The organism is Pseudomonas sp. HD6515 (assembly GCF_024971855.1).
GTDB lineage: Bacteria > Pseudomonadota > Gammaproteobacteria > Pseudomonadales > Pseudomonadaceae > Aquipseudomonas > Aquipseudomonas alloputida.
The window spans coordinates 2,111,633-2,135,773 of the sequence record NZ_CP079827.1 but is presented as its reverse complement, the minus strand read 5'-3'; the positions used below and the strand labels follow the sequence as shown (position 1 = coordinate 2,135,773).

The window sequence follows — 24,141 nt, the reverse complement described above, 5'->3', positions numbered from 1 at the left end:
GGAACTCGGTGGATCTAATGTCGATGCCATCGTTTCCATGGAGATCCACTCTCGGGAAAATGCGAGCAATCCACCTTCGCGATGATTCGCGTCGCCGGCAAGGGTTAGGCCCATCGTCGGCGTCATTCCGACGGCGAGGTACTGGCGATGGTCGATCACTACCAACTCAACCTGGGCTCCCTGCGCAGCAGCATCACCCTCACCCTGCACACGCATCATGCGGCGCGGCTGTGGCAGGGGCGCAGCGGCCGCGATGGGGTACACCCGATTCTGGGCATGCCTGGTTACATCAGCGTCACCAACCTGCTCAAGCACGCCAGCAGCCAGGGTGATCCGTATGCAGACTGGTTCATGCTGCAACTGGAGGAAAAGCTGCTGCAAGCCAGGTTGGACATGGCCACGCTGACGCAGCAAATGAGCCGCGTGGAACGGGCCCTGCCCACGCAGGTCGATGTCGGCGACAACCTCAACATCCATCCCGTCACCCTGCCGCTGTTCATTGGCAGCCAGCTGGGCTTTCTCGCGATCTACCTGCTCACCGACTACGACACCCTGGTCCGGCGGGTGCTGCTTGCCCACCATACGGCGCTGATCGGCCGAGCCGACATGGAGTCTTGGATCGATGGCGGCGCGCATCTGCTGCGCAGCCTGTTCGGCCTGGCGCAGCGCTACCGCCTGGCCGGGGTGAGCCGCGACGACATGGCCGCTAACAACGCCCGCGCCCGCGACGCCATCGACAAGTTCGGCACCCTGCCGCAGGACATTCTCGAAGGGACGCGCCGCTCTCAGTTCGCCCCACCGATTGCCCGCAGCCACGCGCATTCCGAGATCGAAGGCCCGAATCCGCCGGAAGCCGAGGAGCAGCCAACAGCGGACACCGCGAACGACGGGGGTGAGGCATGACCTTGGCCGAAGCCATCACCCGGCGTTTGTCAGCGGATGCCTATCGCGAATTCGCACAAGGTGCCTCCCTAAAAGGCCTTTTAAAGCCTTTTAAGGGTAAGGGGGAGCTGCAGCAGTTCGCCCAGACGATCCTGCGCCTACGCACCCAGGTCGCCGAGTTGATGGCGGTGATGCTGGCGATCATGGCCCAGCCACCCTTCTCGTTGCTGGAGCTGCGCCTGGTCGTCCAGCACAGCGCGACGGGCACTGATTTCCTGCGCTGGCGCAGCCCGGATTTTCTGCGCATGGGCGTGCAAGTGTGGCAGGAGGCCGTGGTTCAGCCGCGGCTGCACCCGGAACTGCGGCAGGCGTTGTATCAGCTGGAGACCAATCGCGTGGTGCTGAACCTGCAGATGAGCAGCCTGCAGTCGCTGTATCGCCAGGCCATCACCGGCGTCAGCAAGCTCGAGGCCGCCGAGCTCGCCGTAACCCGTTCCCCCACCGAGGAGTAACCCCCATGAGTACGTTGTTTGTTGGTGAAGGCAACATCGGCAGTGTGCCGGAGTACCAGGAGTTCAACACCAATCCGGATGAACCGCGGCGCCTGCTGCGGCTGAACGTTTATTTCGACAACCCGGTACCTCGCGAAGGCGGCTACGAGGATCGCGGCGGCTATTGGGCGCCCGTCGAGCTCTGGAACCGCGACGCCGAGCACTGGGCCACGCTGTACCAGAAAGGCATGCGCGTTCTGGTTGAAGGGCGCACGGTCAAGGAAGAATGGGAGGACAGCGAGGACAACGCGCGCGTGACGTTCAAGGTGGAAGCGCGGCGCATCGGTATTCTGCCGCACCGCCTGGCCTCGGTGACCATGCGCGAGAAAGCCAGCGACAACGCCAGCTCATCGCGCAAAGGGGGAGGCAATAAAGCGCCACGCAAGTCCGGGTAAGTGCGTGGTACTCAGTGGAATCGCCGCCCGCAGCGCGATATCACTGGAGCCATACAGTCAGCTCAGCGGGCAACATTGGCTACTGCCGTTGCTTTACTCCCGCCGGGCACTCTTTTTCCGCTCATGCTCAAGCATTTGCTTCACTTCCGCCAAATACTGGTCCAGGGCAAGGAACGCCCGCCAGTGCAGCGGACTCTCCTGAACCCATGCAATCAGCCGGGCGCGAGCCTGCTCCTTGTCCGGTTCCAGATGGGTGGCCATGAACAGCTCATAGGCCTTGATCGCTAACGCATCTGCCTCACTCTGGTGGGTTCCGTGCAAGTTGTTGCCTCCGTGGTGACGGTCGAGTCATCCATCTTATTCTTGGTAATACGCCCCGTAAGGTTGTTAGTCAACCTTCTGAGTCGTTCATATCTTTGGGGTGCTGTTCGACCATATAGGTCGAATTGGAGAGCGCCCCCATTGCCCGTCAAAGAGCCTAGTCCACATCACATTGGTCGCCAGCTGGCGAAGTATCGTCGTGCCCAGCACTTGACCCAGGCGCAGGTCGGCGAGCACCTGCAGATCTCCGGCGAAGCGGTGTCGCGCCTGGAGCGAGGCTTCGTTGAGCTCTCGGTGTCCAAGCTGCTGCAATTGGCCGACTTGTACGGCTGCCCCGCCGATGAGTTGCTGCTGGCGATCAGCCCTCGGCCGCAGGACCTGGGCGTGCAAATCAACTCGATCATCAAAGAGCTGGATGAAGCGGATAAGCAGTTCGCCTTGGAGTCTCTGAAAGCGCTGGCGAGCCACCTCGCGCAACGCAAGTAACACCCGTCCGCCGATATGAACGCGGCACCTTCGGATTTCCCCTGGCGCTTCGCAACCACACCCCCACCCTGTCGGTACCCACCGAGAGGGCACGTGTATGCGCCTGTTCATCTGCGAGAAACCATCCCAAGCCCGCGATATCGCCCGGGTGCTGCAGGCCAGCAATCGCGGTGATGGCTGCCTGAAGGGTCAGAACGTCACCGTCACCTGGTGCGTCGGCCATCTGCTGGAGACCGCGCCGCCTGAAACCTATGGCGATTACAAGCGCTGGTCGCTGGACGATCTGCCAATCATTCCCAGCCGCTGGCAACTGGTGGCCAAGCCCAAGGTCGCCAGTCAGCTTAAAGTGATTAGTCATCTGCTGCGCACCTGCAGCGAGGTGGTCATCGCTACCGATGCTGACCGCGAAGGCGAGATGATCGCCCGGGAGATCCTCGATCGCTGTCAGTACCAGGGGCCGATTTTGCGCCTATGGCTGTCCGCACTGGATGAAGCGTCGATCCGACGGGCCTTGAGCGCCTTGCGACCAGGAGAGCAGACCTTGTCGCTGTACCACTGTGCCCTCGCTCGCTCCCGTGCCGACTGGCTGGTCGGCATCAACCTCAGCCGGCTATTTACCCTGCTCGGCCGCCGCGCTGGTTTCGATGGACTGCTGCCGGTGGGACGCGTACAGACGCCCACCCTGCGCTTGGTGGTCGAGCGCGACCGGGCGATCGCCAGCTTTGTGCCGCAGCCATTCTGGACCGTCGATGCACACCTGGAGCAGGACGGGATCCGCTTTCAAGCGCGCTGGCAGGCCCCGACCGCGGTCAGCGATGCGGCTGGACGCTGTATCGACGAAACCGCCGCGCAGCAGGCGCTCAGGCGCCTCACTCAAGCTGGCAGCGCACAGGTCGACAGCGTCGAAGTCGAGCGCGTGCGCGAAGGTCCGCCACTGCCGTTCGACTTGGGCACGCTGCAGGAGATCTGCTCGGCCAAGCTCGGACTGGGTGCACAGGAGACCTTGGCCACCGCCCAGGCCCTGTATGAGACCCACAAGGCAACGACCTACCCGAGGACGGATTGCGGCTACTTGCCAGAGAGTATGCTCGATGAGGTGCCGCGCGTGCTTCACGCCCTGGCCGCAGCCGCACCCTCGCTGGGGGCAGTGCTCAAGGAAGTCGACCCCAGCCGCCGCTCCCGTGCCTGGAACAGCAGCAAGATCACCGCGCACCACGGCATCATTCCCACCGCCGTCACGCTGGATTTGGCGCAGCTCTCCGAGCGCGAGCGGGCGGTTTACACACTGATTCGCGCCCGCTATCTCGCGCAGCTCATACCCGAGCACGAGTACCTGAAAACCCAGGCGCATTTGCACAGCCAGTCCGACCATTTGCTGGCGCGCGGCAAGCAGATCCTGGTTCGCGGCTGGAAGGCAGTGATCAACGAGGCCGACGGCACCGAGCCGGCCGAACAGGCGCAGCGTTTGCCGACGTTGCGTGAATCCGCGACGGCAGTGCTGATCGACGCCACGCTCAACGCACAGCGCACACAACCGCCCAAGGCGTATACCGAAGGCACGCTGGTCAAAGCGATGAAGACCATCGCCAATCAGGTGGCCGAACCGCGGCTCAAGCAGAAGCTCAAGGACAGCTGCGGTCTTGGTACCGAGGCAACCCGGGCATCGATCATCCAGGGCCTGATCGACCACGGTTATCTGACCAAGAAGAAACGCAGCCTGGCTGCCTCAGCTGCGGCCCATACCTTGATCGAAGCGGTGCCACCAGAGGTGGCCGACCCCATCATGACTGCGCTGTGGGAGCAGGCGCTGGACCGCATCGAATCGGGCCAGCTGAGCGTCGAGACCTTTCTCGCCAAGCAGGCAGAGTGGCTGACTCGACTGGTGCGCATTAACGCCACGCTCACCCTGCGCCCGCCCCCCAGCAAAGGGCCCTTCTGCCCGGTTTGCCGCAGCGCCATGCGCCAGCGCATAGGTCGCACCGGCAGCTTCTGGTCGTGTATCCGCTACCCCGAATGCAAGGGCACCAAACCGGTGGCAAAATCCAAACGGGCGAAAAAACGCATGACTTGACGGCACACCACAGCGCTGGTGTAGTGATCTGGCCCCTCGCCGCTTGGCGACTTAGACCGATTCGCTCCGGGCAGTTCGGTCAGACTCCTAGAGTTCGGAGCCACACTTCAGCGCATCTGCGGATGACTTCTCAGCGTTGCAAGTCTCCCAGGTGGATGACCCGTGCGGCTTGTCCCAGGCCTTAGGGGTCATCCGCTTCGGCGACGATGCTCAGCTCCGGTGCCCGCCGGCGAAACACTGGGCACCTTTTGTGCGCGGATGCGTGCCAGTTGATTCCGACCCAGGCCACGACAAGGGTCGGTTGATCCAGGTGGATCGGCAGTGGGGGTCTGCGACGGACTCCGGTGCCACATCGCCGGTCAAGGGTGGTCCAACTCTTCCTAGCCTGATGACCGTCGGGCTATTTTTTCGCCGCCGAGAATCCATAGCAAGCCACCCGATTCCGCCCTCCTAGACTGCCTGAAAAACACCGTTGACGGGTCTTTTGGAGCGTTTTATAGATGAGCTGCACCTCGCTGTCGTTGACAGCACCCAGGTAGCCGGGACCTTCAAGGCTACGCCCGTTTCGGGTGGTTCTCCCCCAAAGTGCGACTCGCGCTCGGCAGCTCGCACGGTCACCGCCCCATCGGTGATGAGCGCCTTCTCAACCGATCATGTGTTTGCACCTCCCCTTGCGGAACTCACCAGCCGCCAGGGCCGGTGGATGTCCGCGTTCTGCTGAACAGGAGCTCCATCATGACTACTGCAAGCAATAACGCCCCCACCACCTACTTCAACCTGCACACCCAAGGCATCGGTTACCTGAACCGGGTTCGCGAAGTCCCGGTTCGCCGCGGCCAAGCGTTCATGGCCTGTGACATCGCTGCCTTGCACGGTGCCTCGGACGACGTCGAGTACACCCGCTTCGACTGCAAGGTCGCCAGCGGTGAGGCCGACCGGCTGATCCGTGAACACCTGGAAGACGTCCGTGCCGAACGCAAAGTCCTCATCGCGTTTCGCATCGGCGACCTCTGGGTCGATCCGTTCATGTACGAGAAAGGCGAGCGCAAGGGGCAACCCGGCGCCAGCCTCAAAGGCCGATTGATCTTCATCGAGTGGATCAAGGTCGACGGTCAGTTCAGCTACCGTGCGCCGGCTCGGACCGACGCTGCTGCAGCCCCTGAGGCTGCTGAATCAGCAGGGTCGGAACAGGTTGACGGTAGCGCTGACCAAGGCCAGCCCACCCCACCCGCTGCACGTAAATCCACCGCCGCACGTCAGTCTGCCTAAGGCAGGTTGACCACCCGCAGCAGGCGCTCTCATGAGCGCCTGTTGTTCATTCACGTCGGAGGTCGCCATGGAAAGCTTCTGGCTCTGTGATGACTGCCTACAGGCGGTCGCCTACGACGACTTCAGCGCGCTGTCGCTGTACTACAGCGAGGCTGACGTCGAGCAACGCATCGCCCTTATGCGCACCCAACTGCAGGCCCTGCTACCCCTGAGCGCCGATTTCGATCCCCATACCGGCGCCGGTATCGAGGCCTTGTCCACGCAACCGTGCGAAGGCTGCCTAAGCCCACTGCACGGCACGCGACATCGCTTCACGCGCCTTTGATCACACACCTTAACCAGCCTGGGGCAAGCCCCCAGGGGCGCTCCATTAGCCACGAGGAACTGCCCATGAACCCCGCCTTGAACCTGGTCGACCCGATCGATCCCGTACTGGCTCAACGCGTCCGTGAGGATGCGCTGATCAGCGAGGCCCTGCAGCTGCTGGACCAACGTCACTTCCAGCGCGGCGAGGTGCTGATAACCCCCGCCGATGCCGCAGCCTACTTGAAACTGCAACTCGCCCCTTACCACCACGAAGTGTTTGCCCTGATCTGCCTCGACTCGCGCCACCGTGTGCTGAGCTTCGACATCCTCTTCACCGGCAGCATTGACGGTGCATCCGTGTATCCCCGCCAGGTGGTGATCAAGGCACTCGAACACAATGCCGCCGCCGTGATCTTCAGCCACAACCACCCCTCCGGCTGCTCGGAACCGAGCGGCGCCGATCGGGTGCTCACCACCCGCCTGACCGAGGCTTTGGCCCTGGTCGAGGTATGCGTCCTGGACCACATCATCGTCGGCGAAGGCACTCCGCTTTCGTTGGCCGAGTATGGCTGGATCTGACAGCCCACTTTGCCCCAGAGGTCACCGCCCGTTCGGGGTGGCCTCGGCGCTTTCGGAGAACAACCATGCCCCCTTCCCTTACCAATCCGTTTCTTCGCGGTTTCCAAGACCTGCGCTACGAGCGTATCCTGCAGATCAGCTATGCCGACGATTGCCCACCGTGCTACCGCGCGCTGCACCCGGCTCAGAACGAGCTGCCCGATGAGGTCATTAGCCTGCAACCGTGCCTGTTCGATGACGACGTCGCGGTGATCACCGACGGTGTATGCGTACCCGAGTTTGTGCGCATGCGCTGCCCTGCCGACGGCCTGGTCAGCACGGTGCTCTACCAGATCCTGGGCAATCAGCTCGGACGCCCGATGCATATCGGCGACCTCGGCAACGTCGAGGCTGCGCAAAACCTGATCGAACAACTGTCCTTTGCCACCGGGCACTACAGCCGTAGTTGGGAAATCAGCAGCGCGCACCTGCCCGCAGACGACTTCGAGTACCTGCAGGTGCGCGCTTGGTGCAATTCACCGGCGAGCTTCTTCGAGTGCTTCGAGCTCAACAGCAACCATGCCGTGGGGTGCAAGCTGTACTCGACACCCTGGGTAGCGGTACATGAAGCCAGCAGGATCGGCTGGGGCGCCAGCGAAGTCTGTGCGCGCATGCGCGATGACCATGTCCCGCCGGTGCTACTCCAGCTGCTGATGCTGGCAGGCCAGGCAGACACCCGCTTGCTGATCTTTGACCCTGACGCCGCACCACTGGCGGAGCTACCGCTCTTCACCGAAGACTGACCAAGGCGCCCTCCCGGGCGCCTTTTTTGTGGTGGCTGATAGAAAAACTAGCTCGACAGATTCGGTTTTCCAGTGGGGACTCGCCTCGCGCCTTCGCCATGGTATCGGCAACATTTGTCGAGACTCGGTCATGGACACATCCCTACTTCCCACCCTCGGTCTGCTGATCGCCCTGGCTGGCTGCAGCACCCCACCTCCGGCTCCTGCACCCGCAGCACCACCCGCTTTGCCGGCGACATCGCCCAAGCCGAAAACCCAGCTTCCGGCCTGGGTCCGCCAGGACCGTTACACCCTGGTCACCACGCGTCCCACGCTGGAGCAGCGCCAGCCGCTGTATCAATTGGTCAACGTGCAGATCGCGCCAGCCCTGAATGCCACCGTCGGTGAAGCCCTGCGTCACGTGCTGCACCGCTCGGGCTACGCGCTGTGTGCCGACAGCCCAGTGGTGGATCGCTTGTTCCGTCGCCCGCTGCCCGCGGTGCAGCACCAGCTCGGGCCGATCTCGTTGCTGGACGCCCTGACCATCATCGGCGGCCCAGCCTGGCAACTCGACATCGATCCAGTCGAACGGAGCGTGTGCTATGCCCTGCGCGTGCCGTCGCCCGTTCCCCCTTTCTCGACCCTGGAGCTCACGCCATGAAGGTCCTCCATTTTCAGGCCTTGGTGGTCGGTGCCCTGTGCCTGGGCGCTGCGGTGCTCGCCGCCGAAACGTACAACCATCACCAGCAGTTGGCCGAACTTCAAGCCGAGGCCCGTAATGCCCCGGCGGATCCAGCGCCAGCACTGCGCCGCGATATCGATGCTTTGTCCTCCAAGTTCACGACGCTGCAGCCGCAGGTCGTTGCGCTGAGCGAGGCGCAAGGTCGACACACCGCGTCGCAGGTCGCCCTCGGCCAGCAGCAGGATGAACTGGCCACCTCGCTCAAGACGCTCCAGGCAGCACCGGCAGGTCCAAGCAGCAACGATCTGAAGGCGCTGGAACAACGGCTGGTCTCGGCAGAGGCGACGTTAGAGCAACTGTCGGTCCACCCTGCTGCGCCTGCGGCCACCAACACACAGTCGCAGGCCTTCAGGGGCGAGAAAGCCAAGGCCAAGCCTCTGACCCCGCCCTTCACCCTGCTGGGTATCGAGACCCGAGGTGACGTCAGGTTCGTGGCAGCCCTACCCGCCGGCGCCAATTCGCTCACGACCGTACACCTGCTACAGCCTGGCGACAGCTTGAACAGCTGGCAACTGCGCGCGATTCGCGCAGACCAGGTGGTGTTCCACGTCCCCGGGCAGGGCGACCTCACACTGCCACTGCCGTGACGAGGTGCGTATGACTCGGATCTCCTTTCTCTGGCTCATCCTGCTCCCCAGTTACCTGTTTTCAGGTGCGGCGTGGAGCGCGCCAGAGCTGGTCGACTCGGCCCCGCAGTTCAGCGAACAGACGCCGCTGGATCGACACGTATCCGCTGCGGCTCGGGCCAAGGCCTGGGGGCTGACCGATGATGAGTGGGCCAAGTTCGAGCGCCTGCAGGCTGGGCCTCGCCACTATTGGTCACCGCAGCTCGACCCACTCACCACCCTTGGCGTAGAGGCCGACTCGGACCAGGAACGGCAACGCTACGCCGAGCTGCAGGTCCGTCTCGAAGCCAAACGTGCCGAGCGCGAGTTGGCCTACCAGAAGGCCTACACCGCCGCCTGGGCACGACTGTTCCCGGGCATGCTGCCCGTGCAGGGCATGGCCGAAGATCCAGCGGCTACCCCTGCCGGCCGCTTTGCCCTGTTTGTGGAGGAACACTGTACTGCTTGCGCCACCAACACCCAGCAGTGGCTGCGTAGCGGCGCACACCTCGATGTGTACCTGGTCGGCAGCCAGGGTGACGATGGGCGTCTACGCCAGTGGGCACGCGATGCCGGCATTACCCCCGCCCAGGTCAGCAGTGGCCAGGTCACCCTCAACCATGACCGCGGCCGCTGGTTCGCCCTGGGCGCCAGCCGCCCCTTGCCAGCGCGCTTCCAGCAGGTGGACGGCAAATGGCAGCGTATCGACTGATCCTGGCGCTGGCCTTGACCGGCACTACGGCCGTTCATGCGGGCTCGCTGCCGCCTCCGGCGTATCAACTGGCCGCCGAGCGCGCTGGCATCCCAGCGTCAGTGCTGTTCGCCATCGCCCTGCAGGAGAGCGGTACGCCGCTGCGGGGTCACCTCATGCCCTGGCCTTGGACCCTGAATGTCGCCGGCACACCGCTGCGCTTCGCCCGCCGTGATGAGGCGTGTGCCGCACTCAAGCAGGCGCTGATCAGCCACGACCCCAAGCGAATCGATGTCGGTCTGGGCCAGACCAACCTCGGCTACCACCCGGACCGCTACCGCAGTGCCTGCGAGGCTCTCGATCCTCGCGCCAACCTAGCTGTGACTGCCGAGCTGCTGCGCGCCCACTATGCCGACAGCGGTGACTGGGTCGTGGCGGCAGGCCGCTATCACCGTCCTGCCGGCGGTAAACCCGCAGCGCAGTACCGCCGACAGTTCAGCCAGCACTGGCAGCGGGTTCAGGCAGTTGTGGGATCTCCGAGAGGGCCACGGCCATGAACCGTCGGTGCTGGGTAACGCTGTGCACGTGCCTGTGGTGGACGTTTGCCGCGCTCGCGGCCCCCAGCCAGCGGCCCGATCCCCGCGCGCTGACGTGGGCCCTGCCCGTACACAGCACACGCCTGTCGCCCGGTGCCGTGCCGCCGAGGACCTTAAACCTGCCAGGGTTCACGCCGCTGTTCCTGGTAGGGCAAGACCCCGCGTCCATGGAATGGCTGGCACAGCATGCACAGAGGCTGCAGGAGCTGGGCGCCAGCGGCCTGGCGGTTGAAGTGGCCGACGCCGAGGCGTTGCGCCGCATCCAGGCGTCAGCCCCGGGGCTGGAAATCTGGCCGGTGAGTGGTAACGACATCGCCGAACGCCTGGAGCTGCAGTACTACCCGGTGCTGATCACGCCCACCGGCCTGGAACAGTGAGGGTGAACCATGGGCGAGCATGCGATGGAATCCCTGCTGCGCCCTGCGGTGGAACTGTACACCGTGGGCATCTGCGCCGGTGCCGGCGCTCTGTGCCTGTATTCGCCCTGGGCAGTAGCCCTGTCGCCCGAGGTAGGCGCAGGCATGGCCCTGGCCTACACCGCATTCGGCCTGAAGCGGCTTAACGAGGCACGGATCGTCCTGCGCTACCGGCGCAACATCCGCCGCCTGCCGCGCTATGCGCTGACCAGTCGCCAGATTCCGGTGAGCGGCAAGCGCCTGTTCATGGGCCGCGGCTTTCGCTGGTCCCGCCTGCACACCCAGCGCCTGCTCGAGGCGCAGGACCCGGCGCTGGCCCGCTACGTCAATCAATCGGCTGCCCACCAGTGGGCGCGGCGGATGGAACACTTGCTGGAGAAGGCCCCACCCGGGCTGTCGCTGCTGCCCCGCCTGACTGCCTGGGATAGTCCATTTAACCCGGTACGGCCACTGCCGCCGGTGGGTGGTTCACCATTGCTGCACGGCGTCGAGCCAATGGAACAGGAAGCCAGCTTGCCGCTGGGCGAACGCGTCGGGCATACCCTGGTGCTGGGCACCACGCGGGTCGGTAAGACGCGCCTGGCCGAGGTGTACATCACCCAGGACATCCACCGACCCAGCCAGGAGGTGGTGATCGTATTCGACCCCAAGGGCGATGCCGACCTGCTCAAGCGCACGTACGTGGAAGCGCGACGCGCCGGCCGCGAACATGAGTTCTATGTGTTCCACTTAGGCTGGCCGGAGATCTCCGCCCGCTACAACGCCATCGGCCGCTTCGGCCGCATATCCGAAGTCGCCACTCGGATCGCCGGCCAGCTCAGCGGCGAAGGCAACTCAGCGGCGTTTCGCGAGTTTGCCTGGCGCTTCGTCAACATCATCGCCCGGGCCCTGATCGAGCTCGGCCGGCGCCCGGACTACCTGCAGATCCAGCGGCACGTGGTGAACATCGATGCGCTGTTCGTCGAATACGCCCAGCACTTCTTCGCCCGCCATGATCCACAGGCCTGGGAAGCCATCGTGCAAATCGAAGGTCGCCTGAACGAAAAGAACATCCCGCGGCACATGATCGGCCGAGAAAAGCGTGTGGTCGCCATCGAGCAGTACCTGACCGCCAAGCGCATCTTCGATCCGGTGATGGACGGCCTGCGCTCGGCGGTGCGCTACGACCGCACCTACTTCGACAAGATCGTAGCCTCGCTGTTGCCGCTGCTGGAAAAGCTCACCAGCGGCAAGACAGCGCAACTGCTCGCCCCCAACTACACCGACCTCGACGATCCGCGGCCGATCTTTGACTGGCTGCAGGTCATCCGCAAACGCGGCATTGTCTACGTCGGTCTGGATGCGCTGTCCGATGCCGAGGTGGCGGCTGCCGTCGGCAACTCGATGTTTGCCGACCTGGTCTCCGTCGCCGGCCATATCTACAAGCACGGCATTGACCACGGCCTGCCAGGCTCCTCCAGCGCCGCGGACAAGGTGCCGATCAACTTGCACGCCGACGAGTTCAACGAACTGATGGGCGACGAGTTCATTCCGCTGATCAACAAGGGTGGTGGCGCCGGTATCCAGGTCACCGCCTACACCCAGACCTTGAGCGACATTGAGGCGCGTATCGGCAACCGGGCCAAGGCCGGCCAGGTCATCGGCAATTTCAACACCCTGCAGATGCTTCGCGTGCGGGAAACCGCCACCGCCCAATTGCTGACCAACCAGCTGCCCAAGGTCAATGTGCAGACCCGCACCCTGGTCTCCGGCGCGACGGACACCGCCGATCCTGATGCCAGGACTGACTTCACCTCCTCCTCGCAGGACCGGGTTACCACGACAGCCGTGCCACTGATCGAACCGGCGCACATCATCGCCCTGCCCAAGGGGCAGATGTTCTCGTTCCAGGAAGGGGGACAGCTATGGAAAGTGCGTATGCCGCTACCGAAGCCTGCTAGCGACGATGCGATGCCTGCGGATCTGCAGGCCCTGGCCGCGCGCATGCGCGAGTCCTACAACGCCAATGCGGGGAGTTGGTGGAGCAGCGCTGGCGGTGCGCCGACAGTCGATTTTGATCCCGAGATGCCTCCACCCGGGCGCAGGCACTCCTGATGAGCACGCTGTGTGCAACCGGATACTCTGGAGCCTATATGTCGACCACCCCAGCCAGCACACCTCCCCCGCAGCGAAGTCCGGGGCTCATCTTCGGCATGCTCGAGCTGTGTCTGCGACTGCTCGGCCTGCTCTTCGCTTCGTTGATCTTCTCCATCGTGCTGGAGTTCGTGGGCATGCTCTGGTTGTGGCCCGAGCAGGGCTGGCATCACAGCCATGCCATGTGGCTGAGTGAACTCGGCTGGCTCAGCTATCACTTCAAGAATTCGCTGCTCGTGCAAGAACCGGCGGAAGCGACCGCCAAGGTCCTCGAATACCTCAACAACTGGGTCGTAGTGCGCTCTGGATGGGCGCATTCCGACGCACAGCTGAAACTGCTCAGTCGAGAAGCGTCAATGCAGGGGCAGTTCGCGCAGGTCTACGTTGTGATACAGGACTATCTGCTGGCTGGCTTGTTTACGGTCTTTACTTTCGTCGTACGACTGGCCGTTCTAACCTTGGCCACCCCTCTGTTCTTGCTTGCGGTGATCACCGGCGCGGTCGATGGGCTGATGCGTCGTGATTTGCGCAAGTTCGGAGCAGGCCGGGAGAGCAGTTTTGTGTACCACCGAGCGAAGCGTACGTTGCTGCCGCTGATGGTAAGTCCTTGGGTGATCTACCTCTCCCTTCCCTTATCGGTGAATCCCTTTTGGGTTCTACTACCATGCGCTGCGGTACTTGGATGGATGGTGGCAATCACGGCCGCCACGTTCAAAAAATACCTTTGACCGTCTGCTCCGACCCTCAGCGGCACGTGGCGAAGCGCCGCTAACGGTCAAAAGCGGACAGCCGCGTCAGGACTATTTCGGCGCCCCCGGAGCGCACTGGTCAACCTCGAGGCACATGCTGACTCTTGGGTACAAACGCATACCATCCTCTACCGCCGGAATACTATTTACAACTTGCATATCCAGCTGAAACCGCTGCATTTCTAACTACCAATCTAGAGCCGCAACCTAGTTGAGTGGCAGTTGCAGCCCTGCGCAAGCCACATGCCTCCTGGTGTGAGAGGCTGAAGGGAGGGATGAGCTAGCCATGTCTGGTGAGCCTTTGCAGAGAGAGCATTTGTATGGTGAAAATGTAACGCTTCCAACTGAATGCTGGCATATTGTCTCATTTCGGGAGATTTTAATCAGAGCAGAGCTGACCTCGCCACGGCAAACGTTGTAGTGGCAGGATCGCTCACCCCTGACCAGATGAATATAAGTTCACCGTTTTCGGACAAGTGATCCCATGAGTCCTTCAGGACTCATGGATTCCAAAAGGACTTCCTTGATGCTTACAACAAAAACGTCGAATGCTCCAAATCCACTTAAAGCCTGGATCAGCGAGTTCCTACTCGATCGTGAGCTGTTCAAAGGACCACATGGCAAGCCCCTCTATAGCTATCAAGTGTCCGAGGAAGAGTACAAATCACTCCTTGAGCTGCTGAAAGAGCAACTCAGAAGAGTGGGCAACCCCTTGCATGCCATTCATCTGGGGGCCTGTTTCTGCCTTTTCGTCAGTGAACAATATCGCCGAAACTACAACAGCTTATGGTCCTGGTCCGGGGCCGAGACGGAACTAGGGATTTCGCTGACCCCGCAACAGCATGCAGCGCTGACCAACGATGGGCTGGCCTATTGGAAGAGACCGATACGTTTCCGGGACAGTGGCCGAGACTGGCTGGGTTCGCTGTTCACCGAGGGCGGCCTGCCCTGGCCGCTGGTGCAAAGCGAGTCACATGGTTTCGGGCGGGCTGTACGCCGGGGCATCAAACACTTCTACCGGACCGAGGGCAATCGTAGGACCACGGCTGATCTGATGGCCGACTTCGAGGAGGGCCTTCCGACCGCTTTCCGCAACCTGGAAACGCGCCGGCTGCTGGCAGGCATCGTCGACCAGCTCATGTATCTGGTTGAGCACTATCCCCTCAAGGATCACCACGACCCAGTCAGCCACCTCGACCAGCAGGCTCCCGGCTGGACGGATGCCTTCCCGATCCCGCTGGATGAAAGTAATGCCCGCACGCTGCTCAACGACTGGCTACGCGATGCCGGCCAGAAACGTCAGGAGCGCAAGGAGGCTCTCGAGAAGAGGCAGGCGTTTATCTGCGAGCACTTTCTGCATGGCTCGCTCCCCCAATGGTCAATACGCACCGATCTGACCCTTCCACCCGAAGAAACATTTGCGGTAGATCCGACGACTCTGGGCAGCACCCGCCTGGAGCTAGCCTATTACGAAGGTGACCGGCTACTGGCCCGTGGTGGTTCCGTTTATGGCCAGCTCACCGTAGAGGGTATCAAGGTCCGTTTCGCAAACCCTCAGGTCACCGTGGAGCGGCGCGCGCTCGAGGAGCCACTGAGCCTGCGCCTGCTGGAAAACGGCCGCACGGTCCATTGCCTGTTCTTCGACGGTAGCGCACTCGATTACCGGGAGGCTCCCCTGGTTTTCGAGAATCGCTCCGAGCGCTGGCAACTGGTGGCCACCTCCAGTTGCTCGGTGGTCTCCGGACTGGCTCGGCTTCGTATTCCTGAGGATTTTTTCATCACCAGTGAAGGTGCCGCGCCAGACACTCTAGCACAGGACGCGGAGAATGGTCGCTGGCTGGAGATACTCTCAGACCTGTCTCTGGCCAAGGGGGCCGACCACTACCAGATAGAGCTGAATCGAGCAGGCGGCGACGACCTGAAACCCACCCTGACGGGCGTTTTCGCACTCTACGAAAGCTCCCCCTCGATCGTCTTCCTGGGCTGGCCACGCCTTGAGCTGCCCGAAGGCTACCCCCACCCCCGGGATGAGCTGGTCGAGTTCGTTAACGGCGAGCTGCTGGACCGCCAGCGCAACAGCAGCTATGGCCTCGCCCGCTACACCCTGCGCAACCGCTCTGGCAAAACGCTGCTGCAGCGCCGCTTCGGCGTCCTACCCAAGGAGTTCAGCCTTTCCCTGTTCCTTGGACTGGGACAGCAGTCCGCACGCCTCCTACCCAAAGGCGCGCAGCTGCTTGATCTGCAGGTCGTCAGCAAAAGCCTGGCAGTGGAGCAATCCGAACATGCTCTGCACTTGCGCCACCATGAGGAGAATCCCCCCACGACCTTCATTCTGGAGGCCGGCCAGGACCTGCCTCCCATTCAGCTCCGTCTACCCTACCCCTACCAGGGGGCACATCTTCTGGACCAGTACGGCAATCCGTCGCGGACCCGCGAGCTGACACTGGTCGAGCTGATCGGCTACCGCATCGCGCTGACCTCCGGTCTTCCACAGGGCCAGACATTCCACATGGAGCTGGAGCTGATCTGTACGGAGCAACCGCACCCGAAACGCGCCTTCAGCATCCGGGTAGGCACGGCGCCTGTCATGCTCAACCTGTTCAGCTACCTGAGCGACATGCAGAACATGCTTAGCGCAGTTGACGAACAGGATGCCTATATCAGGCTTTCCCTGGAAACCGAGCAACCACTGCTGAAACTCGATATCCGCCGCTATGGCGGGCAACTCCAGTGGGAGGGACGGTATGCCTTCTATATCTGCAATACTTCTAATGCCGCAATGCTGGATGGCGTTCAGGCCGAGGCAATGCTGCTGTCCGATCCCAAGCGCACGCCGCTGCATCTGACCGAAAAGACCAGCGAGACGGTGGGCACCGGATGCTTCGATATTCCGCAAAAAATGCAATTTCAGGGGCCATGGCTGATCTATCCGGGCGAACAGTCGAGCGTTCGCTTCCGTCCGGGCCTGTATATCACGCCGGACAACATTTTCGACTCCGAGTCGGAGGTGTGCTCGCTGCACCGCGCCGCCGAGCTTTTCCACCCTCAGCACAATCCGCATGTCATCGAGCAGCAGATTGCCGCCATGGCGGCCAACTTCAACCACAGTGGCTGGCAGTATCTGGCCGACCTGAAGCAGCACTACCGCCACCTGCCGCTGTCGTCATTCGAAACCTGGAAAGTCCTGTCGCGCAATCGGGAGGCGCTGAGCTTTGCGGTATTCCGGCTGGAAATGGATGAGTGGTTCTGCGCACGCATACGCGACGAGCTTGCTGTCATCTGGGAGGCCGTCCCGCTTCCGCTATGGGTACAGGCCTACCGACTCTTCCACGACAGCATGCGCCTGACCGGGCTTCCTGAAACGCTGGTCAACAATCTCGTCTCGAACCGGACCAACGTGCTGCGCTGCATCGTTTCCGGGTTCGACTACCTGGGCGACTATCTGAGCACCGGCAATCGCAGGTCGCTGACCAAGCTGCCACCGGAAAGTGTTCTGCCTATCTGGTACCAGGATCTGCGGCGTCTTCACGAGTCCAATCGGAACTGGCCCACCCTGCTCGGCAGCGAGCTTTCCAGATGGGTTGACAGGCAGCGGCTCCCCCCTCTGGTGAAAGCCCTTTCGCTGGTGGAGTTCACCGACGCCGTGGCCTACCTGCCGATCTTCATGGCCTTCGTCACCGCCGGCAAAGCTAGAATCACCGACCTCCCGGCGACACCGGCCTATCTGAAATTTGCCATTCGCCTGGTTTCCGATTTTGACCGTCAGGGCTGGTTTATACCGGTGCACGCCCTGATGGTGTCCTATCTGCTCGCCTCGCAGGATGAGGCATAAGGAGTTGCAATGCGCTTTTTCAGGAATCTGATCGAGCAAAGCCTTGAGCGCACCCGTGAGGCAACGCTCGGGGTCTTGGGCATCAATCATCCGGGCCTACGTCGTCACCTGAACGAAAGCATGGTGAACACATTGGGGGCTGAGGGCTGCTTCCTTGCCCCGCCGGTATTCGAGCATACCTTTGGCTGGCAGGAAGCCGAGCTGCGCCTGCAGGATCTGCCGTCAGAGGGCTTGCTGTCGCCCAGCCTGCTCGACACACTGGCATGTGCGCCAGCCTACCGATTCCCGAAAACGGCACACCCCTATGTCCACCAGCTACAAGCCTGGCGCACTCTACTCGACGAAACACCACACTCGGCGGTCATCACCACCGGCACCGGTTCGGGCAAGACCGAATGCTTTATGGTGCCGATCCTTGAGGATCTGATCCGGGAGCAAGAGCGAAACGAGGCAGCCCTAGTGGGAGTTCGCGCTCTATTCTTATACCCGCTAAATGCCCTGATCAACTCCCAACAGGAGCGTCTCGACGCCTGGACTCGAAAATACGGCAGCAACATCCGTTTCTGCCTGTACAACGGCAAGACTGAAGAGCGCGCCGACAAGGTCCGCAAGGAGCAGCAAAAGAAGCTCAACCAGATCCTGTCGCGGGAACTTTTGCGCAAGGAGCCTGCACCGATTCTGATGACCAACGCCACCATGCTGGAGTACATGCTGGTGCGTCAGGTCGACAACTCGATTCTGGAGATTTCCAGGCAGCAGAAATCGTTACGCTGGATCGTCCTCGACGAGGCACACACCTATGTGGGCTCCCAGGCGGCCGAAATGTCTCTGTTGTTGCGCAGGGTGGTCCAGGCCTTCGGCCGGCAATCCGAGCAGATTCGCTTCATCGCCACATCGGCGACCATCGCCGGGGCCGATGCGGAAGATCGACTGAAACGCTATTTGGCCAACCTGGCGGGCGTCCCGCTTGACCAGGTAGAAGTAATTGGTGGATCGCGTGTCTGGCCCGACCTTGAGTTTGATTCGCCAGGCAACAATATCGCCTTGCAGGCTATCAGGGACATTGAGCCGGAAACGGCAGTGTCCGCTGCACGCTTCAAGGCCCTATGCGATAGCACCACCGCTAGGAGCCTGCGCCATGCAGTAGTCAGCTCCGGCAAACCCCTAGATCTTGATGACCTGATTAGCGCAGTTTCTAACCAATTGCAGGGAGGCAGCCCCCTCGAGCAGCAGCAGGAGGTGCTCGACTGGCTCGATACCATGACCGGTACTCATCCGGCCGAGCAGCAGCTGCCGTTCCTTAAGCTGCGAGCCCACTTGTTCCAGCGTATGCTGCATGGCCTCTGGTCCTGCGTCGACCCACAGTGCAGTGCCAAATCTGCTCATCTGCAGGACTGGCCCTTCGGTAACGTCTATGTGACCCAGCGTGCGCGCTGCGAGTGCAATGCCCCAGTGTACGAGCTGGGCTTCTGCGACGACTGCAAGACGCCGCACCTGCTGGCAGAAGATCGCAATGGCGAACTGCACCAGCCCAGCCCCTACGCCGGCGATGAGTTCGCCCTCAATCACGAAATCGGTGGCGAAGACGCGCCAGTCGAACTGCTGACGGCGAATGCCATGAGCACGCGTTTGATCATTGCCGCATTGCCGGCGGCGCATGGCCCCTATTTCTCGATCAGCCTCGATCTGGAAAGCCAGAAGCTGGGAGCAGTGAATGCTACCCGCAACATCGGCATTATGCTCACTGAGGAAAAGGACTGCTGTTGCAGCCTCTGCGACAACTCGTCATTTGGCACCAACGACTTCCTGAGAAAGGCCTACCTTGGTGCACCGTTCTACATCGCCAACGCCGTTCCGACCGTTCTTGAGTTCTGTCCTGATCCTGACAAGGAAGACTGCGAAGGCCGCTCACCCGAAGAGCTACCGGGACGCGGGCGCAAGCTGATCACCTTCACCGACAGCCGCCAGGGCACCGCACGCATTGCGGTGAGGATGCAACAGGAAGCGGAGCGCTCCCGGCTACGCGGGCTGGTATTTGAAACACTGAGGAATGCGCAGGCCAAGGCCGATGCCGCTCCGAGGGACATTCCCAACGGCAGTCCAGCCGAACTGCTCACTCTGGCTGAAAATCTGGAAAAACAAGGCTTGGCTGGCATGGCGGCAGTACTGCGCAACCAGGCTGAACTTTTGCAGAGCGGCGCTGCGCCTACCAATCAGGCCGAGACCATTCCTTGGCCGCAGATGGCCGACACCATCGCGGCAGCCAGGGATATCGACAAGTTCATCCTGCGCTACAACCGCTATGCCAATCCGGCGCTGTTCGATGGCAGTGAAGGTGGTCTGACTATGGCGCGCCTGCTGCTGGCCCGCGAGTTCTCCCGGCGCCCCAAGAACCAGAACAGCACGGAAACACTGGGACTGATCAAGGTCGGCTACCAGGGGCTGGAGAAGGTGTCGACGGCTCCACCGCTGTGGGTCGATACCCGCGCCATTCCCGCCCTGGGCGCTGCAAATGATTCCAGAAGTGCTCTGACGCTGGACGACTGGCGCGACTTCCTCAAGGTGGCACTCGACTTCTACGTCCGCGAGAACACCTTCATCCCGATGGAAAACAAGATGCGCCGCTGGATGGGTAGCCGCTTCAGTCCCAAAGCGCTTTACTCGCCCAAGAGCGACGTGCAGGAAAGCAGCACCATCAGGAAGTGGCCGCAGATCAAGACGGGCACGCCCCACCGCCTGATCAAGCTGCTCGAACTGGCAACCGGCCTGAATCGCGCCATGAATGCGGATGCAGACAAGATCAACAGCTGGCTCGAAGCAGCGTGGCTGGCGCTGGTCAATGCCGGCATTCTGGAGTCCTCCGACACCGGCCATCGATTGCGCCTGGAAACCCTCACCTTCTCGTTGCCTAACGAGGGCTGGGTCTGCCCCTTGACCCGGCGCATTTTCGATACCACCTTCCGTGGTTTGACACCCTATCTGCCGCAAAAACTGCTGAGCCAGGACTACCGCTGCCAAAAGATCCAGCTTCCCGCCCTGAGTACACTGATGCCGGACGGCTCCCCGGTACCCAAGCAGGTACAGATCCGTCAGTTGGTCGCAAGAGATCCCGTCATTGCCCAGCTGCGCCAGGGTAGCCTGTGGACGGATATCAGCGACCGCACGGTCGAGGGTGGCTTCTACTACCGAACCGCAGAACACTCGGCGCAGCAGTCGGCAAAACGGCTGGATGACTATGTCGAGGATTTCAAGCGCGGCGATATCAACGTGCTGAACTGCTCCACCACCATGGAGATGGGCGTGGATATCGGCGGCATCTCTGCCGTGGTGATGAACAACCTGCCGCCACATCCGGCCAACTATCTGCAGCGCGCCGGTCGAGCAGGGCGACGCAGCGAGGCTCGGGCCATCGCCTATACGTTGTGCAAGGCCGATCCGCATAACCAGCGCGCCTTCGCCAATCCCAAATGGCCGTTCGTGACTGCTATTCCGGCACCGAGCATCACCCTCAACTCTGCGCGGATCGTGCAGCGGCACGTCAACTCGCTGTTACTGGCGCTATTCCTGCGCATGCACAGCAGCAATGATGGCGACCGTACCAAGCTGACCCTGCACTGGTTCTTTGCTCCAGACGACTCACCCGTTCAGCAGTTCATGGCCTGGCTCGCGGCAAGCCCCAATGAATTTGACCGTGCCGTAAAGCAGCTGGTGCGCGGCACCTGCCTGGAAGGTCGCTCGCTCAGCTCGATCACCGGCGAAACTCGGCTGGCATTGCGCGACCTCGAGGAGCGCTGGCTGGGCGAGTATCGCAATATCAACCACAAGCTGCAGGCCGCCAGCGACGGGCCATACAAGAAGGCCCTGGCGCTGGAGAAGCAGCGCCACGAAAACGAGTACCTGCTCCGCTATCTAGCGTCGTCTGCATTCCTGCCGGGCTATGGCTTCCCGACTGACGTGGTGAGCCTCAAGACCTACAACGTCGAGGACTTCCTGCATCAGCAGCAGAAAAGCGATGCCAGTCGCGAGGACAGCATCTTCGACAACAAGGAAATGCCCTCGCGCAGCCTGAACATCGCCATTCGCGAATATGCTCCCGGCGCTCAGGTGGTGATCGATGGCCGCGTATACCGCTCTGCCGGTGTCAGCCTGCAGTGGCATGCCGACGGGCAGGTCAACGAAGCACAGAAATTCGACATCGCCTGGCGCTGCCCTGAATGCGGCAACACGGGAGTGATCGAAAACGCCTATGCCAACAACGAGGGGCTGTCCTGCTCGCATTGCACGACTCCCATTCCACCCAGCGAGCGCCGCATGGTGCTGCGTCCGGGTGGCTTCGTGACCGACTTCTACGAGGAAACCACCAACGACGTCACTTCGCAGAAGTTCATCCGCGTCGAGCGACCGCGCATCCAGCTGAATGGCGAAAGCATCGCCCTACCCGACCAGCGCTGCGGCTTCATGCGCTTCGGCCATGACGGCAGCGTCTTTCATCATTCGTCCGGCGAACATGAAATGGGTTATGCCGTCTGCATGACCTGTGGACGCGCGGAATCCATGCTTGCCTCGGGCGAAGTGCCCAGAGATCTGCAACCCGATAAAGCTCATCGCCCGGTTGGTGGACTGGCCGGCAGCCGCAAGGAACGCGACTGTTCGGGCGAAGCGGTCAAGGCCAGCCTGCACTTGGGCTACCAGATCCGTACCGATGTGCTGGAGGTCTTCCTCAGGAATCCACTTACAGGTGAATGGCTTCCCGACACTCCCGAGGGCCGTCTGATTGCGACAACGCTCGGCGTTGCCATGCGCGACGTGATCGCCGACCGGCTCGGTATCGCCAGCAGCGAAATGGGCTTCAGCCATCGCCTCGACCGCGACCGTGACACCCGGCAAGGCCGCTCGGTCATTCAGCTGTTCGATGAAGTCAGCGGGGGGGCCGGATTCGTGCTGGCTGGCCTGAGCGATATCGCATTGCTGCTGGGCAAGGCTCTGGATCGGCTGCAGTGCCCGGCCAACTGCGAGAATGTCTGCTCGCACTGCCTGGCCAGCCAGGACAGCCGTGTCGAGCGTGAAGAGCTGGATCGCAAGCTGGCACTGCGGTGGCTGTACGAATCCCGGCTGGTTGAGCATCTGGGGCTGCCCGATACATTTGCTGGCTTGCATGGCGCACGCTATTGCTCGGTTGGCCCACTGCGCGAACTGAGTGCCGCCATCAACTTGCTGGATCGCCGAGATCCGACAGCAGCGATTCTGCTGTGCCTCCACGGCGACTGTGCGGATTGGGATCTCGACCATCCTCGTTTCCGGGAACAGGTGCTGACCTGGGCCATTGCCGAACGACTCAAGGTCCGCCTCGGTATTGCTGGGTCGGCACGGTTGAACGCGGAGCAAAAAGAAACCCTGGCACTACTTGCCCGTCTGGGCGTTGAGCTAGTCGAGTTGCAAACCGGAACGTTGCAAGCTCCTTATCTGGTTGCCCAAGTGTCATCCCAGGCTGGCGCCCGGAGCCTTTACAGCAACATGAACAACGTCGGAGTGCCCGGAGCCGATTGGCTAAAAGGACATGCCGATGTGGTCTGGGCTACCAGCAAACTGATGCCTGCGATTGCGGGCAACAGCATCAACTGCAGCGACTGGAGCCAGCCTCCGCAAGGCGCGCGCATCGTCGAAGTCACTTCTCAGCTCGACGGCCCCGTCAACACTCTGAAAAAACGCATCGCCACGTTAATCGACGACCAGATGCCGGAGTTGGCCTCTTTGCTCGCCAATGATCAGGCCGTCTCCGTAAGCTACTCGGATCGCTACCTGAAGTCGCCCTGGTCGCTGATGCTCCTGAGCAGCTTCCTGGAACTTTTCCGGAATGATCAGCTGCAGTCGCTAGCCGTGCAGACTCTGGCGCCGAGCGGTAGCCAGCCAAGCTATCTTCTCAGCCATGACTGGATGCGCGTAGACGATCAAGAGGCGATTCTCGAGCTCTGGCTGAAGAGTCAGTTCGATATCGCTCCGCGCATCCACGTTATGAACAGCCCCCGCGATCTGCTGCACTGCAGAGTCATCACTGTGAACTGGATGTCGGGCAAGATCAGCAAGATCCTGCTGGATCAGGGCATGGGCTACTGGCGTGGACGGATGCCGTACAGGGATCAGATGGGCTTTGACTTCAACGCTTCCCCTCACGAACAGGCTTTGCAGATGGTCGAAAAACTTTCATCCGCTCACATGCAGCAAAGTGGGGAGTGGCCGACTTATATAAGTTGCTCAATGAACTAAGTCATCCTGGCTGATATGGTCCCCCGCTTGAGCGGTAATAAATTTCCGCCCAAGCGGGGCTGCAACATGGTGGGCAATGCGTAAAAATTGAAGCGAATTCTTCAGTAGTCAACACTGCTTATTGCACTAAGTGGAAAGCCCAGAGTCCGCTTCTAGCCGTGAGCTGCCCTCCGCCAACAGCAGCCTTGGGTCCAGGCTGTGTGAAAACCCCCGCAGCTTTTCGATGATCGCGCTCGTACGTGAAATCTGAAAAGAGATAGCTGCTCAGCAGACCCAGACTTTTCGTAGACGCGCGATTTTTAGGATGTTTTTTGAACAGCCACATCGGTCGGGAGGTTTTCATACAGCCTGGGGCGATTGCAGACATTGGTGAGTAGTTCGTAGCCGATCCCAAACAGTGGCCCCAGTGGCACGCGACGCACTCTCTGCAGCCTTCGCATCTAAAGCGAAGGCTCGCAGATCCCTTTATTCCATGCCAAAAGCTGCCTGACT

The 24,141-nt window shown here is 61.7% G+C and carries 19 protein-coding genes; 18 read left to right on the top strand and 1 reads right to left on the bottom strand.

Annotated elements, in window-relative coordinates:
• The first annotated feature begins 147 nt into the window (after positions 1–147).
• Genes KW568_RS09745 through KW568_RS09735 form a run of 3 tightly spaced genes read left to right on the top strand, consistent with a single transcriptional unit; the run spans position 148 to position 1,828 of the window.
• The gene (locus tag KW568_RS09745; protein WP_004575584.1) at positions 148–903 is read left to right on the top strand and encodes a PFL_4669 family integrating conjugative element protein; all 756 of its coding nucleotides are present in this window, start codon (positions 148–150) and stop codon (positions 901–903) included.
• A complete protein-coding gene (locus tag KW568_RS09740) occupies positions 900–1,394 on the top strand; it encodes a DUF3158 family protein (RefSeq protein ID WP_004575585.1) in 495 nt (164 codons plus the stop codon). Before KW568_RS09745 ends, KW568_RS09740 begins: the two co-directional genes overlap by 4 nt.
• 5 nt (positions 1,395–1,399) lie before the next feature.
• A complete protein-coding gene (locus KW568_RS09735) occupies positions 1,400–1,828 on the top strand; it encodes a single-stranded DNA-binding protein (protein WP_004575586.1) in 429 nt (142 codons plus the stop codon).
• Between the two features lie 93 nt (positions 1,829–1,921).
• On the opposite strand, the gene KW568_RS09730 is transcribed toward KW568_RS09735, so the two are convergent.
• Complete coding sequence (locus tag KW568_RS09730; protein WP_004575587.1) at positions 1,922–2,149, bottom strand: hypothetical protein; 228 nt, start codon at positions 2,147–2,149, stop codon at positions 1,922–1,924.
• A gap of 141 nt (positions 2,150–2,290) precedes the next feature.
• Between KW568_RS09730 and KW568_RS09725 the strand changes: the two genes are divergently transcribed.
• The 15 genes from KW568_RS09725 to KW568_RS09655 all read left to right on the top strand — a co-directional run bounded on the left by KW568_RS09725 (position 2,291) and on the right by KW568_RS09655 (position 23,649).
• Positions 2,291–2,635 (top strand): helix-turn-helix domain-containing protein, encoded by a 345-nt coding sequence (locus KW568_RS09725; RefSeq protein WP_004575588.1) that lies wholly within the window; start codon positions 2,291–2,293, stop codon positions 2,633–2,635.
• Positions 2,636–2,732: 97 nt separating this feature from the next.
• A complete protein-coding gene (locus tag KW568_RS09720; protein ID WP_004575589.1) occupies positions 2,733–4,706 on the top strand; it encodes a DNA topoisomerase III in 1,974 nt (657 codons plus the stop codon).
• Between the two features lie 735 nt (positions 4,707–5,441).
• Positions 5,442–5,975, top strand: coding sequence for an STY4534 family ICE replication protein (locus KW568_RS09715; RefSeq protein ID WP_004575590.1), 534 nt, complete (start codon positions 5,442–5,444; stop codon positions 5,973–5,975).
• 67 nt (positions 5,976–6,042) lie between these two features.
• Positions 6,043–6,300: a hypothetical protein gene (locus tag KW568_RS09710; RefSeq protein WP_004575591.1), complete on the top strand. Its 258-nt coding sequence runs from the start codon at positions 6,043–6,045 to the stop codon at positions 6,298–6,300.
• Between the two features lie 65 nt (positions 6,301–6,365).
• Positions 6,366–6,860 carry a JAB domain-containing protein gene (locus KW568_RS09705; RefSeq protein WP_004575592.1) on the top strand — a complete coding sequence of 165 codons (495 nt, stop codon included), beginning with the start codon at positions 6,366–6,368 and terminating at the stop codon, positions 6,858–6,860.
• Positions 6,861–6,925: 65 nt separating this feature from the next.
• Entirely contained in the window at positions 6,926–7,642 is a 717-nt protein-coding gene (locus KW568_RS09700; protein WP_004575593.1) for a hypothetical protein, read from the top strand.
• A 130-nt stretch (positions 7,643–7,772) separates the two neighbouring features.
• The gene (locus KW568_RS09695) at positions 7,773–8,282 is read left to right on the top strand and encodes a PilL N-terminal domain-containing protein (protein WP_033726461.1); all 510 of its coding nucleotides are present in this window, start codon (positions 7,773–7,775) and stop codon (positions 8,280–8,282) included.
• Complete coding sequence (locus KW568_RS09690; protein WP_004575595.1) at positions 8,279–8,950, top strand: hypothetical protein; 672 nt, start codon at positions 8,279–8,281, stop codon at positions 8,948–8,950. The genes KW568_RS09695 and KW568_RS09690 overlap by 4 nt, the downstream gene beginning before the upstream one ends.
• Positions 8,951–8,960: 10 nt before the next feature.
• Positions 8,961–9,680 carry a TIGR03759 family integrating conjugative element protein gene (locus tag KW568_RS09685; protein WP_004575596.1) on the top strand — a complete coding sequence of 240 codons (720 nt, stop codon included), beginning with the start codon at positions 8,961–8,963 and terminating at the stop codon, positions 9,678–9,680.
• Entirely contained in the window at positions 9,662–10,216 is a 555-nt protein-coding gene (locus KW568_RS09680) for a hypothetical protein (RefSeq protein WP_004575597.1), read from the top strand. The genes KW568_RS09685 and KW568_RS09680 overlap by 19 nt, the downstream gene beginning before the upstream one ends.
• Complete coding sequence (locus KW568_RS09675; protein WP_050562513.1) at positions 10,213–10,632, top strand: integrating conjugative element protein; 420 nt, start codon at positions 10,213–10,215, stop codon at positions 10,630–10,632. The genes KW568_RS09680 and KW568_RS09675 overlap by 4 nt, the downstream gene beginning before the upstream one ends.
• A gap of 9 nt (positions 10,633–10,641) precedes the next feature.
• Entirely contained in the window at positions 10,642–12,765 is a 2,124-nt protein-coding gene (gene traD / locus KW568_RS09670; protein WP_004575599.1) for a type IV conjugative transfer system coupling protein TraD, read from the top strand.
• 38 nt (positions 12,766–12,803) lie between these two features.
• On the top strand, positions 12,804–13,532 hold the full coding sequence (locus KW568_RS09665; RefSeq protein ID WP_004575600.1) for a TIGR03747 family integrating conjugative element membrane protein: 729 nt from the start codon (positions 12,804–12,806) through the stop codon (positions 13,530–13,532).
• A 547-nt stretch (positions 13,533–14,079) separates the two neighbouring features.
• Positions 14,080–17,385, top strand: a complete 3,306-nt coding sequence (locus tag KW568_RS09660) for an STY4851/ECs_5259 family protein (protein ID WP_033726462.1) — start codon at positions 14,080–14,082, stop codon at positions 17,383–17,385.
• A 9-nt stretch (positions 17,386–17,394) separates the two neighbouring features.
• Complete coding sequence (locus tag KW568_RS09655; RefSeq protein WP_004575602.1) at positions 17,395–23,649, top strand: DEAD/DEAH box helicase; 6,255 nt, start codon at positions 17,395–17,397, stop codon at positions 23,647–23,649.
• Positions 23,650–24,141 lie beyond the last annotated feature (492 nt).